Below are 17,275 nucleotides of genomic sequence, written 5' to 3' on the forward strand. Positions count from 1 at the left end.
TTGACGCTCGGAAGCGCCGTCCGCAGGAGGAGAATGCTGCGGCGGCGAAGCCTGAAAGCCGGTTCCGGCACTATTTGAACCTTGGGAGGGTTTGATGAAGAAAACTGTTCTTTCCACCGCATTCGGCGCGCTCGCTCTCGGCGTTGCCTTCGCTTCGCCGTTGCAGGCGGCGGACGTCTCTGCCTGCCTCATCACCAAGACCGACACCAACCCCTTCTTCGTGAAGATGAAGGAAGGTGCGACCGCCAAGGCCCAGGAACTCGGCGTCACGCTGAAGGCCTATGCCGGCAAGGTCGACGGTGACCACGACAGCCAGGTTGCCGCGATCGAATCCTGCATCGCCGATGGCGCGAAGGGCATTCTCATTGCGGCCTCCGACACCAAGGCGATCGTCGACCAGGTCAAGAAGGCGCAGGACGCAGGCGTTCTCGTGATCGCCCTCGATACCCCCCTCGATCCGGCCACGGCCGCTGACGCGACATTCGCGACCGACAACCTGCTGGCGGGCAAGCTGATCGGCCAGTGGGCGGCCGCAACCATGGGCGAGGGCGCGAAGACCGCAAAGATCGGCTTCCTCGATCTTACGCCGTCGCAGCCGACCGTCGACGTGCTGCGCGACCAGGGCTTCATGATCGGCTTCGGCATCGATCCCAAGGATCCGAACAAGATCGGCGACGAGGACGATCCGCGCATCGTCGGCCATGACGTGACGAACGGCAACGAGGAAGGTGGCCGCACGGCGATGGAAAACCTTCTCCAGAAGGATCCTGACATCAACGTCATCCACACCATCAACGAGCCGGCCGCCGTCGGGGCTTACCAGGCGCTCAAGGCCGTCGGCAAGGAGAAGGACGTGCTGATCGTGTCGGTCGACGGCGGTTGCCCGGGCGTCAAGTCTGTTGCCGAAGGCGTTATCGGCGCCACTTCGCAGCAATATCCGCTGATGATGGCGGCGCTCGGCATCGAGGCGATCAAGAAATTCGCCGAGACCGGCGAGAAGCCGAAGCCGACCGAAGGCAAGGACTTCTTCGATACGGGCGTTGCGCTCGTCACCGACAAGCCGGCCGCCGGCGTCGAATCGATCGACACCAAGGTCGGCACGGAGAAGTGCTGGGGCTGATTGCCCCGCTGTTCGGAAGCAATCGACAGGGAAGGGCGGCCCCGGCCGCCCTTCGCATAAGCGCCGATCTCTTTGACAAGGCGCAAAACCTGCGCAAATTTGAGAGCGGGATAGACGAAAGTCGCGATGCGCTCTCGCGCGCGTACCGCTCCGGCTTCTCGGAACCGTCACGGTTGCGACCTGGATGGACAGTCCGGACCTACCGTGACCGACAAAGGTTCTGGACCCTGCCGCGACGACCGGCGGGCCGCGCATCCGGCAATAATGCGCCCCCTTGAGAGCGGGGGTTATGGGAGGAGTCTCCATGGCCGAGCCAAACACAGCCGCACAACCATCCCAGGAGTTCGAAAAGGTCCTGGTCAACAGTTCGACGGATGTGGCGTCCTTCGACACGCACGACAAGACGCCGCTTCAGAAGATTCAGCATTTCCTGCATTCGACGCCGGCGGCCGTGCCGTTCGTCGTGCTCATTGCGTCGATCCTTGTCTTCGGGCTTGCGATCGGCGGCAGGTTCTTCTCGTCCTATACGCTGACGCTGATCCTGCAGCAGATCGCTGTCGTCGGCATGCTCGGCGCGGCGCAGACGCTGGTGATCCTGACGGCTGGCATCGATCTCTCGATCGGCGTCATCATGGTCATCTCGGCGGTCGTCATGGGCAATTGCGCCGTGAGCTACGGCCTGCCGGCGCCGCTTGCGGTGGCGGCCGGATTTGTCGTTGGCGGCGCCTGCGGGCTCTTGAACGGTCTTTTGGTGTCGCGCCTGAAGCTGCCGCCATTCATCGTCACGCTCGGCACCTGGTACGTGATCATGTCGACGAACTTCATCTACTCGGAGAACGCGACGATCCGCGAGGCGGACGTGACTGCGGTGACCCAGTGGCTGCATGTCTTCGGCGTGAACTTCAAGGTCGGCACGGCGGTGTTGACCCTCGGTGTCGTCGCCATGGTCGTCCTGGTCTTCGGCCTCTGGTACGCGTTGAACCACACCGCTTGGGGACGCCATCTCTATGCAGTCGGCGATGATCCGGAAGCCGCCAAGCTCTCCGGTATCCGCGTCGGCAGGGTGCTGCTCAGCGCCTACACGATCGCCGGCCTGATCGCCGCTCTGGCCGCCTGGGTCTCAATCGGCCGAAACGGCTCGATCTCGCCGTCGGCGGCGGTCACCGATTATAACCTGCAGGCCATTACCGCGGCGGTGATCGGCGGCATCTCGCTCTTCGGCGGCCGTGGCTCGATCCTCGGGACGCTCATCGGCGCGATGATCGTCGGCGTCGTGTCGATGGGCCTCAACATGCTCGGCGCCGATCCGCAATGGAAAGTCTTCCTGACCGGCGTGCTCATCATCTCCGCCGTCGCAGTCGACCAGTGGATAAGAAAGGTAGCAGCGTAATGGCACAGGAACCCATTCTCACCGCCCGCGGTCTCGTCAAGCGCTATGGCCGTGTCACTGCCCTCGATCATGCCGACTTCGACCTCTACCCGGGTGAAATCCTCGCGGTGATCGGCGACAACGGCGCCGGTAAGTCGTCGATGATCAAGGCGATCTCCGGCGCCGTCACCCCTGATGAAGGCGAGATCCACCTCGAGGGCGAGCCGGTGCACTTCCGCTCGCCGATGGAGGCGCGCGCCGCGGGCATCGAAACCGTGTACCAGAACCTCGCTCTGTCGCCGGCGCTGTCGATCGCCGACAACATGTTCCTCGGTCGCGAGATCCGGAAGCCGGGCCTCTTCGGCAAGCTGTTCCGCACCCTCGACCGGTCCGCCATGGAGAAGATGGCCCGGTCGAAGCTTTCGGAACTCGGCCTAATGACGATCCAGAACATCAACCAGGCGGTGGAGACGCTCTCCGGCGGCCAGCGCCAGGGTGTGGCGGTCGCGCGCGCCGCCGCCTTCGGGTCGAAGGTCGTCATCATGGACGAGCCGACTGCAGCCTTGGGCGTCAAGGAAAGCCGGCGCGTCCTGGAACTGATCCTCGACGTCCGTCGCCGTGGCCTGCCGATCGTGCTGATCTCGCACAACATGCCGCATGTCTTCGAGGTTGCGGACCGAATCCATATCCACCGCCTCGGCCGGCGACTTTGCGTGATCAATCCGAAGGAATACACCATGTCGGACGCGGTCGCCTTCATGACCGGCGCCAAGGCGCCACCCGGCGAGGCGATCGCCGCATGAATGTGCAGTCCTTGACGGACGAGATCCTGAAACGGGCGGCCGATGCCGGCCGTTTCATCGTCGCCATCGCCGGTCCACCGGGGGCCGGTAAGTCGACGCTTGCCGAAGGTCTCGCCGAGGCGATCGCCAAGGCGGGGGACAGCGTGGCGGTGCTGCCGATGGACGGCTTCCACATGGACAATGTGGTCCTCGCTGACAAGGGCCTGCTGCCGCGCAAGGGCGCGCCCGAAACCTTCGATGTGCGGGCCTTCCTTTCGACTTTGGCTGCGGTGCGCGCCAATGACGGCGAGGTGCTCGTTCCGGTGTTCGACCGGACCCGGGAACTCGCAATTGCCTCGGCGCGCGCAATTGCTCCGGAAACCCGGATCGTGCTGGTCGAGGGCAATTACCTGCTGCTTGACGAACTGCCGTGGAGCAGGCTCGATGGGGCCTTCGACTACTCGATATTCATCGATCCGGGGATCGACGTACTCGAGCAGCGATTGCTGCAGCGCTGGCACGATCACGGCTATGATGAGGAGACCGCCCGCACGAAGGCCCTCGGCAACGATATCCCGAATGCTCGCCGCGTCGTCGGCAGCCGCCGCGCCTGCGATATCGTGATCCGGGATTTCTGAATTATGCTTCGAGCCATTGTCTTCGGCGGCGCAATGATGGTATCGAGGCGCGGTTTCACCACATGAGTTACCGCCCCTTCAAGCGCACTGGCCGGCTTTGACGCCGCCCGCGCCGATCGGGCGCGAGCATCGGGAGAAAGCTGAAATGCAAGAGCTCGTTATCCGCCGCCCGGACGACTGGCATCTCCACCTGCGCGATGGCGGCGTGCTGCGCGGCGTCATCGCCGACACGAGCCGGCATTTCGCCCGCGCTATTATCATGCCTAATCTGGTGCCGCCGGTAGTGACCTCGGCCGACGCCGCGGCCTATCGCGAACGCATCCTCGCCGCCATTCCGGCCGGTGACCGGTTCGAACCTTTGATGACCCTCTATCTCACCGAAGGAACCGACCCCGCCGACGTCGAGGCCGGATTCAGGAGCGGTCTGATCAAGGCAGTGAAGCTCTATCCGGCCGGCGCGACCACCAATTCGCACAGCGGCGTCCGCGACATCACCAAGGCGATGCCTGTTCTCGAGCGCATGGCCGAGATCGGCATGCCGCTCTGCGTCCACGGCGAGGTGACGACGCCGGAGGTCGATATCTTCGACCGCGAGGCCGCCTTCATCGAAACGGTCCTTGACCCGCTTCGCCGGCGGCTGCCGGATCTCCGCATCACCATGGAGCATGTGACGACGAAGGACGGCATCGATTACATCAAGGAGCATGCGGCCAACCTTGCCGGCTCGATCACCACGCATCACCTGATCATCAACCGCAATGCCATCCTCGTCGGCGGCATCAAGCCGCATTATTACTGCCTGCCGGTCGCCAAGCGCGAGACACACCGCCTGGCCTTGCGCGCCGCTGCCGTGTCGGGGGATGTGCGCTTCTTCCTCGGCACCGATTCCGCCCCGCATGTCGATCCGCTCAAGGAATGCGCCTGCGGCTGCGCCGGCATCTATACGTCCGTCAATACGCTGAGCTGCCTTGCCCATGTCTTCGAGGAGGAGGAGGCGCTCGACCGGCTCGAGGCCTTCACCTCGCTGAACGGTCCCGCCTGGTACGGCCTGCCAGTGAATGAGGAAACGATCACGCTGCGCAAGGGAGGGGAGCCCGTTCGCTATCCGGCCAAGGTCGAGACCGACGCAGGGCCGATCACGGTTTTCGACCCGATGTTCCCGCTCCACTGGGCGGTCGTCTGATTGAGATATGTCTTGCTGCGGGTCTGAAAAGCGCTTCGGTCACGCTTCTGAAGGAGAGGTCATGTTTTCGAATGCGTTCACCGACAAGACGGTGATGGCCGAGTTGGTCGCCAAGATGCTTTGGGAAATCAAGGCGGTGCATTTCCGGGCCGACGAGCCCTACAAGCTCGCCTCCGGCATGGCGAGCCCGGTCTATATCGACTGCCGCAAGCTGATTTCCTATCCGCGCATCCGCTCGGCGGTGATGGACTTCGCTGCAGCGACGATCCTCGGCGAGGCCGGCTTCGAGCAGTTTGATGTGGTCGCCGGCGGCGAGACGGCCGGCATCCCCTTTGCCGCCCTGCTCGCCGAGCGCCTCGGCCTGCCGATGATTTATGTCCGCAAGGCGCCGAAGGGGCACGGCCGCAATGCCCAGATCGAGGGCCATATGCCGGAAGGCGCGCGCGTCCTGGTGATCGAGGACCTGACCACCGCCGGCGGCTCGATGTTCAAGTTCATCGACGCGATCCGCGCAGCCGGCGGCATCGTCGAACACGGCATCGCGCTCTTCTACTACGATATTTTCCCGGAAGCCCGGGCCAACATGAAGGCAAAGGGCGTCGACCTGCACTACATCGCCACTTGGCGCAATGTGCTCGCCGTTGCCCGCGAGCAGGCGCTGTTCGACGAGAAGACGCTGAACGAGGTGGAAGCCTTCCTCAATGCGCCGCTCGCCTGGTCGGCCCGCAACGGCGGTGTCGACACGCTCGCGGCCGAGTGACGGCACGATGCTGATCTCGTCGATGGAATAGTTTTCAAGGGAGGACATTGATGATCGTTTGCTGCGGAGAAGCCCTGATCGACATGCTGCCGCGCGAGACGGCGGCCGGTGAAAGCGCCTTTGCCCCCTATGCCGGGGGCGCCATCTTCAACACGGCGATCGCGCTTGGCAGGCTCGGCATTCCGACCGGCTTCTTCACCGGGCTCTCCGACGACATGTTCGGCGACATCCTGCGGGAAACCCTGAAAGCGGCGAATGTCGATTTCGGCCCCTGCGCCACCTTGCCGCTGCACACGACCCTTGCCTTCGTGAAGCTCGTCCACGGCCATGCGAGCTACGCCTTCTTCGATGAGAACACCGCCGGGCGGATGATCACAACGGACCATCTGCCGGCCTTCGGCGATTTCTGCGAGGCACTGCATTTCGGCGCGATCAGCCTCATCCCCGAGCCCTGCGGCTCGACCTATGAAGCGTTGATGACGCGGGAGCACGAAAAGCGGGTCATCTCCTTCGACCCGAACATCCGTCCCGGCTTCATCAAGGACCGGGAGGCGCATCTTGCCCGCATGAACCGCATGTCGGCGATGTCAGACATCGTCAAGTTCTCCGATGAGGACCTCGCCTGGTTCGGCATGGAGGGCAGCCACGATGCGCTCGCGGCCGAATGGCTGCAGCGCGGCCCCAAGCTGGTGGTGATCACCAGGGGCGCAGACGGCGCCGTCGGCTATACGAAGAACCACAAGGTGGAGGTTGCGAGCGAGCGGGTCGCGGTGGTCGATACGGTCGGTGCCGGCGACACCTTCGATGCCGGCGTGCTCGCCTCGCTGAAGCTCAACAATCTGCTGACCAAGAAACAGGTCGCAGACTTGAGTGACGAGGCGGTCCGGCAGGCACTCGCTCTCGGCGCCAAGGCGGCCGCCGTAACCGTGTCGCGCGCCGGCGCCAACCCGCCTTGGAACTATGAGATCGGACTCTGATCCGATAGGTTTGAGGGTACAGAGGGCGCCGGCATCGCTGGCGCCCTTTTTGTTGTTCAGCGTGCCGCCTGCAGCAGTGCCGCCACCAGGCCGGCGGTCGAGGAATCGTGCCCCTCGGCGCTCTCCTTGCCCTCGACGACCGGCAGCAGGCCGGTTGCCAGTTCCTTGCCGAGCTCGACGCCCCACTGGTCGAAGGAGTTGATGTTGAAGAGCGCGCCTTCGACGAAGACGCGGTGCTCGTAAAGCGCGATCAGCCGGCCGAGCGCGAAGGGATCGAGCTGGTCATAGACGAAGGTGAGCGACGGCCGGTTGCCGGTGAAGACCCTGTGCGGCGCGATCCTGTCGGCCTTCGCCTCGTCCATACCCTTGGAGGTCAGCTGCGCCTTAGCCTCAGTCAGGGTGCGGCCCTTCATCAGCGCTTCCGACTGCGCCAGGCAGTTGGCGATCAGCAGCTGGTGCTGGTGGCGCAGATCCTTCTCGTGGCCATTGGCGGCGATCATGAACTCGGCCGGGATGATGTCGGTGCCCTGGTGGATGAGCTGGTAGAAGGCATGCTGGCCGTTGGTGCCGGGCTCGCCCCAGACGACCGGACCGGTCGCAAATTCCACCGGCTTGCTGTCGAGCGTCACGGCCTTGCCGTTCGATTCCATGTCGAGCTGCTGCAGATAGGCCGGGAAGCGGGAGAGGCGCTGGTCGTAGGGCAGGATGGCCCGTGACGGATAACCGAGCACGTTGCGGTGATAGAAGCCGATGAGACCGAGCAGCATCGGGATGTTTTCGCGCAGTGGAGCGGTGCGGAAATGCTCGTCGATTGCATGGCCGCCGTCGAGGAAGCGGCCGAAATTCTCACTTCCCACGGCAATCATCAGCGGCAGGCCGATCGCCGACCAGATCGAATAGCGGCCGCCGACCCAATCCCAGAAGCCAAAAACGCGGGCGGCGTCGATGCCGAAGGCGGCGACCTTGTCGAGCGCCGTCGAGACGGCCGCGAAATGGTGGCCGACCGCCGCCTCGCCGAGCTTGCCGGCGATAAAGGCGCGGGCGGTGGCGGCATTGGTCATCGTCTCGGTCGTCGTGAACGTCTTCGAGGCGACGATGAACAGCGAGGTTTCGGGGTCGAGCAGCTTCAGCGTATCGGCAATATGGGCGCCGTCGACATTGGAAACGAAATGCAGCCGCGGACCGTCATGGAAGGGGGCGAGCGCCAGCGTCGCCATCACCGGGCCGAGGTCGGAGCCGCCAATGCCGATATTGACGACATCGGTGATCTTCTTGCCGGTGGCGCCCTTCAGGGTGCCGGAGCGGATGTCGTCGGCAAAGGCCCCCATCGCCTCGAGCACGGCATTGACGTCCGGCATGACGTCCTTGCCGCCGACGAGGATCGGCCGGTTCGAGCGGTTCCTGAGCGCCGTATGCAGGACGGCGCGCTCCTCGGTGATGTTGATGATGTCGCCACTGAACATCGCGTCCCGCTTTTCCTCGACCTTTGCGGCCTTCGCCAACGCCTCGAGACCATCGAGGATCCGGTCGTTGACGGCGCATTTCGAATAGTCGAGGAGCAGATCACCGAGCCTCGTGCTGAAGCGCGAAAAGCGGTTCGGATCGGCCGCGAAGGCGGCCCGGATGTCGGTTGCATTGGTCTCGCGTGCAGTGGCTTTGAGGTTTTCGACAAGCGCTTTCATCGCAGGGCTCCTTGCATCGGAAATCGGCTGCGATAGCTAGTCGGTTTAGACGTGGCAAATCAAGGGCAGGTGTGCACTGCAGCGAAAAAAGCGAGCGTCGAGCCCTTGTAAACTGCCCCTCACCCCAACCCACCCCAACCCAACCCAACCCAACCCAACCCAACCCAACCCTCTCCCCGCACGCGGGGAGAGGGGATTTTGGGGTGGCGCCGCCGCGAGTTCCTTCTCCCCGCGTGCGGGGGAGAAGGTGCCGGCAGGCGGATGGGGGCACTCAGAATGCTAATCGCGCAAATCCTTGCGCAGGATCTTGCCAACATTGGATTTCGGCAGTTCGGTGCGGAATTCCACGTGCCGCGGCCGCTTGTAGTTGGTCAGGTTCTCGGCGCAGTGGCGCTTGACGTCCGCTTCGGTGAGGTTCGGATCCTTGCGGACGACGAAGAGCTTGACCGCCTCGCCGGAATGCGGGTCGGCAACGCCGACCGCGGCGCATTCCAGGATGCCGGGATGAGTTGCCGCGACCTCTTCGATTTCGTTCGGGAAGACGTTGAAGCCGGAAACGAGGATCATGTCCTTCTTGCGGTCGACGATCTTCGTCAGCCCCGCGGCATTCATGAAGCCGATGTCGCCGGTGCGGAAAAAGCCGTCCGGCGAAATCGCCTTCGCCGTCTCGTCGGGGCGCTGCCAATAGCCGGCCATGACCTGCGGGCCACGGATGCAGATCTCGCCGATTTCGCCGGTCGGCAGCGCGTTGCCGTTCTCGTCGCGGATTTCGACCTCGGTGGAAGGCAGCGGCATGCCGATCGTGCCGGTGAACTCGTCGGTGTCGAGCCGGTTGGCGGTTGCGACCGGCGAAGTTTCCGAGAGCCCGTAGCCTTCATGAATCGGGCAGTGCGTCATAGCGAGCCAGCGCTCGGCGACCGGTCGCTGCACCGCCATGCCGCCGCCGAATGTCAGGATCAGCGAGGAGAAGTCGAGCTTCTGGAATTCCGGATTGTTCATCAGGGCGTTGAACAGCGTGTTGAGCCCCGGGAAGATGTTGGTCTTGTACTTTCCCAGTTCCTTGACGAAGGCTGGAATGTCGCGCGGATTGGGGATCAGGATGTTGTTGCCGCCGGTGGCAAGCCCCATCAGCGAGTTCACCGTCAAAGCGAAGATGTGATAGAGCGGCAGGGCGCACATGAAGGTGAGGTTTTCCGGGCGCGGCTTGCGCAGGAAGGCCGTGTTCAGCCAGAGCTCCATCTGCGCCATGTTGGCCAGAAGATTGGCATGGGTGAGAGTTGCGCCCTTCGAAACGCCCGTCGTGCCGCCGGTATATTGCAGGAAGGCGACGTCGCTCGGCCCGATATTGGGTTTCGCAAGCTGAAGCTTCTCGCCCTTGGCAAGAACCGTTCGGAACGAGAGGTGGCCCGGCAGCGACCAGGCGGGAACGAGCTTCTTCACGCGGCGCACGACGAGATTGACGACGACGCCCTTCACCCCGAGCATGTCGCCCATGGTCGCGACCACCACATGCTTGACCTTGGTGCGGGCGACGACCTGCTCGACCGTATGGGCGAAGTTTTCCAGCACGAAGATCGCCTTGGCGCCGGCGTCGACGAGCTGGTGCTCGAGTTCGCGCGGTGTATAGAGCGGGTTGACGTTCACGACCGTATAGCCGGCCCTGAGAATGCCGTAGACGATCACCGGGTTCTGCAGGATGTTCGGCATCATCACGGCGACGCGATCGCCTTTCGCCAGGCCGAGCGACTGCAGCCAGGCACCGATCCGGCCCGAATGGACGTTGAGATCGGCGAAGCTCAGCGACTTGCCCATTGAGGTGAAGGCGGGATGCCAGGAATGCTGCGCCACCGCATGGTCGAAGAACTCGCCGAGCGATCGGTAGGGGAGCGGCCCGATCTCGGCGGGCACGCCCGGCGGATAGGATTTGACCCAGTTCTTCCCCGCGCCGGACCCCGCCTGCTGCATGCTTGCTTCCGCCATGATCTCTCTCCCTCTGGTGGCAACGAACGGCCTTGCTCACGGCGAAGAAAAATCCCTCCCGATCTTCCCTCCCGATCGAAGATGCTGCTTTTCCAGCGTCTCTTCAAGCAGCAATCGGAATTATATAACTTTGACGTAAACGTCAACAATCCGGAAGCGGCTAGGGATAGCGAATTTTGTCGCCGGCGATCCTCGAGCACGTCTAAATCTGCCTGTCATGTCCGTCCGCTAGACCGGTGAAAGGCGATCACGGCAATTGTGAATTGATCCCTGATCGCCGCGATGATTTGGAGACGCGGCTCCTTCAAGCCGAAAGCGCTGGTCGACGCAGGAGACGGGCTGGCAAGCCTGCGGGATTGTTGTAAGGTTCTTGAAAGACGGAGGACTACAGGTGCAATTGGGCAATCGTGAGCGAGAAAATCCCCCGGCGGAGCCGCGGCTCTTCGGGCAGCCTGCCCATTCGCGCTCGGCCCTCGTCTTGCCTATCTCGGCGGCCCGCTGGCTGCTCGTCCTCGTGCTCATCGCCGGCGTCTATTTCTTCCACGGCTTCGTCGTGCCGGTGCTTGCCGCCGTCGTCATCGGCTTTGCCAGCTGGCCCATCTATCGACGGCTGCTTCAGGCACTGAACGGCAACCGCACCCTAGCGGCGACCATTGCCATCACCTCCGTCGTCGCCTTCATCGTCGTGCCCATCTCGATCGCCGCGGCCTATGCCGTGGACGAGGTGCGCGACTGGCTCGTCTGGGCGGTGGAGACCAACGTCAACGGCGCGCCGGTGCCGGCCTGGCTGACGACCATCCCGGTAGCGGGCGCCTGGCTTGGTCAGCAATGGGTGAAATATGTCGGCCATCCCGGCGCGCTCGGCGAACTGGTCCAACTCGTCAGCGGCTCCAATATCGGCAACATCTACCGCGGCGTCCTGGTAATCGGCGCCTCCGCCTTCCAGTCCTTCCTGACGCTGCTCTTCATGCTGATCACGCTGTTCTTCGTCTATCGCGACGGCCAGTCCTTTTCGAAGCAGCTCGATCGCCTCGGCGAGCAGATTTTCCCGATGCGCTGGGAGCGCCTGTCGCGCGTCGTGCCGCTGACCATCAGCTCGACGGTGACCGGCATGGGCATCATCGCGATCGGCGAAGGCATCGTTCTCGGTGTCGCCTATTGGCTGGCCGGCGTGCCGTCGCCCGTGACGCTCGGCATCATCACCGGCCTCATGGCGCTTATTCCGGGCGGCGCGCCGCTCTGCTTCACCCTGGTGTCGATCTATCTGGTCGCGAGCGGCTCGCCCTTCCACGGCGTGGCGCTCTTCGCCTGGGGTACGACGGAGCTCTTCATCGTCGACAAGACGCTTCGCCCGAGGCTCGTGGGCGGCCCGATCAAGCTGCCCTTCCTGCCGACTTTCTTCGGCCTCGTCGGCGGCGTCAAGACGATGGGCTTTCTCGGCCTTTTCGTCGGCCCGGTACTGATGGCGCTGCTCGTCGCGATCTGGCGGGAATGGATGCACGAAGTGGCGAACCAGCCGGAGCCGGCGGCAAAGCCGATCTCCCGGGTCGACGTCGCCGCGAAATAGGATCGGTGAGGTGGGGGTCCGGCCGCGGATAGGCTCTAGGAGCGAAGCTCCGAGGACCGAGTTTGAGAGATTGCATGTCCGATAGTGATCGCGACCTCAAAAGCCGCCCCGATCCCGATGCCCTGCTGGCGCTCGCCGAACGGGGCGGCAGAGGGAAGCTGACGGTGTTCCTCGGCGCCGCGCCGGGAGTCGGCAAGACCTATGCCATGCTGATGCGGGCGCAGCGCCTCAAGCAAGAGGGCGCCGACATCGTCATCGGCCTCGTCGAGACGCATGGCCGCAGCGAGACTGCGGCGCTGCTCGAAGGGCTGGAAGTCTTGCCGCGCCGGGAGGTCGCGCATAGCGGTCGTACGCTCAGAGAATTCGATCTTGACGCCGCTTTGGCGCGCCGCCCGAGGATCATCGTCGTAGACGAGCTCGCCCATACCAATCTGGGCGATGGCCGCCATCCGAAGCGCTACCAGGACATCGAGGAACTGGTGGACGCCGGCATCGATGTCTGGACGGCGCTTAACATCCAACACCTCGAAAGCCTGTCGGACATCGTCACCCAGATCGCCGGTGTGCCGGTGCGCGAACGGATTCCTGACACGGTCCTGAACCGGGCCGACGAGGTGCTGCTGGTCGACCTGCCGCCGGCGGAACTGATCGAGCGGCTGAGGGAGGGCAAGGTCTATCTGCCCGACAATGCCCGGCGCGCCGCGGACAATTTCTTCCGGCTGGGCAATCTGACGGCGCTGCGCGAGCTGGCGCTGCGGCGGACCGCCGACCGGGTCGACGACCAGATGGTCGACTACCTCAAGCAGAACGCCATCGAGGGGCCGTGGCCCGCTGGCGAAAGGCTCGTCGTCTGCATCGGCCCGGATCCGCTGTCGGAAAGGGTGGTGAGGACGGCGAGCCGGCTTGCCTCCGGACTCAATGCCGATTGGATCGTCGTTTCCATCGAACGGGCGGATCGCGAAGCGGGCGACGGCGAGGCGATGCGGCAGCTCGACGAGACCTTCCGCCTTGCCGAGCAATTGGGCGCAGAGACGCGCCGCATCGTCGGCAGCGATTTCGTCGAGGAGATCCTGAAGCTTGCAAGACGCGAGAATGCGACGCAGATCGTCATCGGCGCGCGCCGGCACTGGTTTCCGCTGAGCCTGTTCCGTGCCTCCTTGCCCGATGCGCTGGCCAAGCGCGTCTCCGGTGTCGGCATTCACCTCGTCACAGGCAAGATTGAGCCTGCCGCGAAGCCGCGGCGGAGAAGCAAGCAGCTGCTGCCGGAAGGCTTGGGGCGAGCCTTCGGCATAGCCGCCGGCACCGTCGGGCTGGCGACCGCGCTCGGCGTGCTGATCGAGCAGGTCATCATTCTGCAGAATATTTCGCTTCTCTATCTCCTCGCGGTGCTCGCCTCTGCGGTTTATGCCGGTTATTTCGCGGCCCTGGCGGCCGCGCTGTTTTCCGTCGTCGCCTATAATTTCTTCTTCATCGAGCCAGTCGGCACATTCACGGTGGCGGAGCCGCACGAGGTTTTCGCGCTCGTCGTTTTCCTGGCGGCAGCGGCGCTCGCCGGCGGGCTTGCCTCGCGCATCCGTGATCAGGCAAAGACCGCGAGGGGTCGAGCGACGGCGACGCAGGCGCTTTACGATTTTTCCCGCAAGCTTTCCGGCACCGCCAATGCCGAAGACGTGTTGTGGGCGGCGGCCACCCAGATGCAAGCGACATTGAAGCGCAACGCCGTGCTGTTGCTGCCGGAAGACGTCGATATTGCCGTGAGGGTGGCGTGGCCGCCGGACACCGAGCTCAGCGTCAGCGACATGATGGCGGCGCGCTGGGCGTTCGAAAAAAAGGAGCCGGCAGGCAACGAGACCGGTACGCTGCCGAACAGCCCGTTTCAATTCAGGCCGCTGATGAGCCCGCATGGCGTTGTTGGCGTCTGCGGCTTTCTGCAAGAGGGCAGTCCTCTCGACATCAACGAAGAACGGGCCCTTGCCGCGATCCTCGACCAGACCGCCATCGCCGTCGACCGCGCGAGGCTGTCGCGTGAAAGCCTCGACCAGGCCGCTCAGCTCGAGGGCGAGAAGTTCCGTGCCGCGCTTCTTTCGTCGCTGTCACACGATCTTACCACCCCGTTGGCGGCGATAAGCGGCGCGGTGGCGGGCCTCCGCCAACTCGGCGAAGGAATGCCGCAGGCAGACCGAGAGGATCTGCTGAACTCGATCGATGAGGAGAGCGGCAGGCTGAAGCATTTCGTTGCCAACCTGCTCGACATGACCCGGCTCGAGGCCGGAACGATCAATGCCAGGCGCGATCGGGTGGATGTGGCGGAGGTGGTCCATGATACGGTGGAACGGGCGCGGAAATATTTTCCGGGCCGGGATTTCGAGACCAGCATCGCCGCGGAGCTGCCCTTGATGCGCGGCGACAGCGTCCTGCTCGAGCAGGCCCTCTTCAATCTGCTCGACAATGCCGACCGGTTCGGCGGCGGCGAACCCGTCAGCATCTATGCCCGGCGGGAGGGTGACGAGGTCGTACTGTCAGTGACTGATCTCGGCAAGGGTATCGCGCCGGCCGATCTCGAGCAGGTCTTCGATAAGTTCTTCCGCAAGGGGAAGCCGGACGGACGCTCGCTTGGCACCGGCCTCGGCCTGTCGATCAGCAAGGGATTCGTCGAGGCGATGGGTGGGCGGATCAAGGCCGAGAGCCCGGCCCTCAGGCGCCGCGGAACGCGGATCTCCATGCGCTTCCCGGCGGAACCATCGACCTGAGGCGAGGCGGCCATATGGCCTTTGCCTCGAAGTTGTTTTATGACGGGTTGCAATCATGAATTTGTAGGGGCCGGGTTCAAAAAGATGAGTGTCGCTCCGGATGGCGGAGAGCCCGACAGGCAGGGCGCGGATCGGCGTCCCATTGCGGCCCGCGACAGCGGCTTGGCGCGCCGCCTCACGGCGCTGCTCCTCAAGACGCCGATCACGCCGAATGGGATTTCACTGCTGAGCATCGGCTTTGCCGCGCTAGGCGCGGCGGCGCTCGTCTTCGCGCCGCGCTGGCCGTTGCTCTATCTCGTCGCCGTCGCCGGCATCCAGTTGCGGCTTCTCTGCAATCTGCTTGACGGCATGGTGGCGGTCGAGGGGGGCCGCGGCTCGCCGGTGGGCGCGCTCTACAACGAGTTTCCCGATCGCATTGCCGACACGCTGCTGATCGTGGCGCTCGGCTACGCTGCCGGCGCCGGCTGGCTCGGCTGGGCCGGTGCGCTTGCGGCCGCCCTGACGGCCTATGTGCGTGTCTTCGGCGGCTCCATCGGCCAGGTCCAGGACTTTCGCGGGCCGATGGCCAAGCAGCATCGCATGGCGCTGATGAGCCTTGGCTCCGTTCTGGCGCTCGGCGAAGCCTGGCTGACGAACGGGCGTTTCGTGCTTTATGCCACGGCATGGATCATCCTTGCCGGAGCGCTTCTCACCTGCTGGACCCGCACCAGGGCGATCGTCTCGCGCATCCCGGGAGCCGCGACGCCGTGATCGATCTGCTGCTGATCGGCCTCACCCGGTTCATCGTCGGCGGCCAGGCGCAATGGATCGGTGCCGTGCCGGATACGCGCCAGCGCATCTATTTCGCCAACCACGCCAGCCATCTCGACACGCTGCTGATCTGGTCGGCCCTGCCGCGACCGTTGCGCGGCACCACCCATCCGATCGCCGCGGCCGACTATTGGGGCAGGGGCAAGCTCCGCCGCCACATTGCGCTGAAGGTGTTGAATGCGGTGCTCGTCGACCGCGCCACCCAGGGTCCGCCCGGGGCGGCGCTCGCCCCCTTGCGCGGCGTGCTCGCCGAGGGCGAGTCGCTCGTTCTCTTTCCCGAGGGCACGCGCGGCAACGAGCGTCTGCCGGGGCCGTTCAAGAGCGGTCTCTACTGGCTGTCGCAGGAATTTCCGGAAGTCGAGCTGATCCCCACCTATCTCGACAATCCCTCGCGCGCCTTTCCAAAGGGAACCTTCCTGCCCGTTCCGATCAGCTGCACCGTTCGCTTCGGCGCGCCGCTCCTGCGGCGGGCGGGGGAAGAGAAGGACGCGTTTCTCGAACGCGCCCGCGCCGCCGTCGGCGCGCTCGCCTCAGACACGGTTCCATGAGGCCGCCATGTCCTTGACTGATAAGCTTTTCATCCTCTTCGGCGGCATCTCAGCGCTGCTCGGCATCGCCTCGGTGATCGGCTTCATGCTGTCGCGCAAGGTGACCTCGGAAAACGGCCGGGCGACAGTCGCCAATCTCAACGCCCGCATCAAGGCCTGGTGGGTGATGGTCGCGATCTTCGCGGTCAGCTTCGCGCTCGGCCGCGGCGTCACCGTGGTGCTCTTCGCACTCACCTCGTTCTACACGCTGCGCGAATTCATATCGCTGACACCGACGCGCGGCGCCGATCACCTGCCTCTGGTCGCCGCCTTCTACGTGCTGCTGCCGCTGCAATACTGGCTGATCTGGACGGACTGGTACGCGCTCTTCACGATCCTCGTCCCGGTCTATGGCTTCCTTCTCCTGCCGAGCCTTGCCGCGCTTAAGGGCGATGCCGGTGAGTTCCTGCTGCGCGTCTCACGCATCCAGTGGGGCCTGATGCTGACCGTCTATTGCATCAGCCACGCGCCTGCTCTGCTGACACTCGACCTCCCCGGCCGTCCGAACGAGGGTTTCCTGCTGCTCTTCTTCCTGATCACCGTCGCGCAGTTCAGCGACGTGATGCAATACGTCTTCGGCAAGCTCTTCGGCCGGACGAAGGTGGCCCCCGTCGTCAGCCCCTCGAAGACCCTCGAAGGCCTCGTCGGCGGCGGCCTCTCCGCCGTCGCCGCCGGCGCCGGCCTCTGGTGGATCACCCCGTTCACGCCGCTTGCAGCCGCCGCCATGGCGCTCGCCGTCGTCGCCATGGGCTTTTTGGGCGGATTGTCGCTCTCGGCCGTCAAGCGCTCGATGGGCGTCAAGGACTGGGGCACGATGATCTCCGGCCACGGCGGCGTGCTCGACCGCATGGACTCGCTGAGCTTCGCCGCGCCGGTGTTCTTTCATCTGACCCGGTATTTTTATACGTGAGACGGGGGGCCGATAGTCTCGCGATATGCGGTCCAGGGGAAGAAAATGGTGCCGCTTACGTGACTCGAACACGTGACCCCATCATTACGAATGATGTGCTCTACCGACTGAGCTAAAGCGGCATTAAAGCGCCCCGCAGCGTGGCCGCGGAACGAATGTG

Annotated in this window: 14 protein-coding genes and 1 tRNA gene; 12 read left to right on the forward strand and 3 right to left on the reverse strand. The window is 64.3% G+C overall.

Translation table 11 applies throughout. The features are described from left to right. The first annotated feature begins 94 nt into the window (after positions 1-94). The 7 genes from ATC00_RS09005 (at position 95) to ATC00_RS09035 (ending at position 6,829) form a co-directional block, all read left to right on the forward strand. Entirely contained in the window at positions 95-1,120 is a 1,026-nt protein-coding gene (locus tag ATC00_RS09005; protein ID WP_064252574.1) for a sugar ABC transporter substrate-binding protein, read from the forward strand. A 304-nt stretch (positions 1,121-1,424) separates the two neighbouring features. Beyond that, entirely contained in the window at positions 1,425-2,510 is a 1,086-nt protein-coding gene (locus tag ATC00_RS09010; RefSeq protein ID WP_037378284.1) for an ABC transporter permease, read from the forward strand. Further along, a complete protein-coding gene (locus ATC00_RS09015; protein WP_037378287.1) occupies positions 2,510-3,292 on the forward strand; it encodes an ATP-binding cassette domain-containing protein in 783 nt (260 codons plus the stop codon). The genes ATC00_RS09010 and ATC00_RS09015 overlap by 1 nt, the downstream gene beginning before the upstream one ends. Beyond that, positions 3,289-3,909 (forward strand): nucleoside triphosphate hydrolase, encoded by a 621-nt coding sequence (locus ATC00_RS09020; protein ID WP_064252575.1) that lies wholly within the window; start codon positions 3,289-3,291, stop codon positions 3,907-3,909. The genes ATC00_RS09015 and ATC00_RS09020 overlap by 4 nt, the downstream gene beginning before the upstream one ends. A 145-nt stretch (positions 3,910-4,054) precedes the next feature. Next, complete coding sequence (pyrC, locus tag ATC00_RS09025; protein WP_064252576.1) at positions 4,055-5,092, forward strand: dihydroorotase; 1,038 nt, start codon at positions 4,055-4,057, stop codon at positions 5,090-5,092. Between the two features lie 61 nt (positions 5,093-5,153). Next, complete coding sequence (locus ATC00_RS09030; RefSeq protein ID WP_064252577.1) at positions 5,154-5,852, forward strand: orotate phosphoribosyltransferase; 699 nt, start codon at positions 5,154-5,156, stop codon at positions 5,850-5,852. Positions 5,853-5,902: 50 nt separating this feature from the next. Further along, the gene (locus ATC00_RS09035; protein WP_037378298.1) at positions 5,903-6,829 is read left to right on the forward strand and encodes a carbohydrate kinase family protein; all 927 of its coding nucleotides are present in this window, start codon (positions 5,903-5,905) and stop codon (positions 6,827-6,829) included. A gap of 56 nt (positions 6,830-6,885) precedes the next feature. Here ATC00_RS09035 and pgi read toward each other — a convergent pair whose 3' ends face one another. Then, positions 6,886-8,511, reverse strand: a complete 1,626-nt coding sequence (pgi, locus tag ATC00_RS09040) for a glucose-6-phosphate isomerase (RefSeq protein ID WP_064252578.1) — start codon at positions 8,509-8,511, stop codon at positions 6,886-6,888. Between the two features lie 279 nt (positions 8,512-8,790). Continuing rightward, complete coding sequence (locus ATC00_RS09045; protein WP_052035345.1) at positions 8,791-10,491, reverse strand: long-chain fatty acid--CoA ligase; 1,701 nt, start codon at positions 10,489-10,491, stop codon at positions 8,791-8,793. A gap of 391 nt (positions 10,492-10,882) precedes the next feature. Between ATC00_RS09045 and ATC00_RS09050 the strand changes: the two genes are divergently transcribed. The 5 genes from ATC00_RS09050 to ATC00_RS09070 all read left to right on the forward strand — a co-directional run bounded on the left by ATC00_RS09050 (position 10,883) and on the right by ATC00_RS09070 (position 17,115). Then, the gene (locus ATC00_RS09050) at positions 10,883-12,058 is read left to right on the forward strand and encodes an AI-2E family transporter (RefSeq protein ID WP_037378303.1); all 1,176 of its coding nucleotides are present in this window, start codon (positions 10,883-10,885) and stop codon (positions 12,056-12,058) included. Positions 12,059-12,132: 74 nt separating this feature from the next. Further along, positions 12,133-14,808, forward strand: a complete 2,676-nt coding sequence (locus tag ATC00_RS09055; RefSeq protein WP_064252579.1) for a sensor histidine kinase — start codon at positions 12,133-12,135, stop codon at positions 14,806-14,808. A gap of 84 nt (positions 14,809-14,892) precedes the next feature. Further along, positions 14,893-15,558 (forward strand): CDP-alcohol phosphatidyltransferase family protein, encoded by a 666-nt coding sequence (locus ATC00_RS09060; protein WP_037378307.1) that lies wholly within the window; start codon positions 14,893-14,895, stop codon positions 15,556-15,558. Continuing rightward, positions 15,555-16,166, forward strand: coding sequence for a lysophospholipid acyltransferase family protein (locus ATC00_RS09065; protein WP_037378308.1), 612 nt, complete (start codon positions 15,555-15,557; stop codon positions 16,164-16,166). Before ATC00_RS09060 ends, ATC00_RS09065 begins: the two co-directional genes overlap by 4 nt. Before the next feature lie 7 nt (positions 16,167-16,173). Further along, positions 16,174-17,115, forward strand: a complete 942-nt coding sequence (locus ATC00_RS09070; protein WP_037378311.1) for a phosphatidate cytidylyltransferase — start codon at positions 16,174-16,176, stop codon at positions 17,113-17,115. Between the two features lie 46 nt (positions 17,116-17,161). On the opposite strand, the gene ATC00_RS09075 is transcribed toward ATC00_RS09070, so the two are convergent. After that, a tRNA-Thr gene (locus ATC00_RS09075) sits at positions 17,162-17,237 on the reverse strand. Positions 17,238-17,275 lie beyond the last annotated feature (38 nt).

This window comes from Sinorhizobium americanum (assembly GCF_001651855.1).
GTDB lineage: Bacteria > Pseudomonadota > Alphaproteobacteria > Rhizobiales > Rhizobiaceae > Sinorhizobium > Sinorhizobium americanum.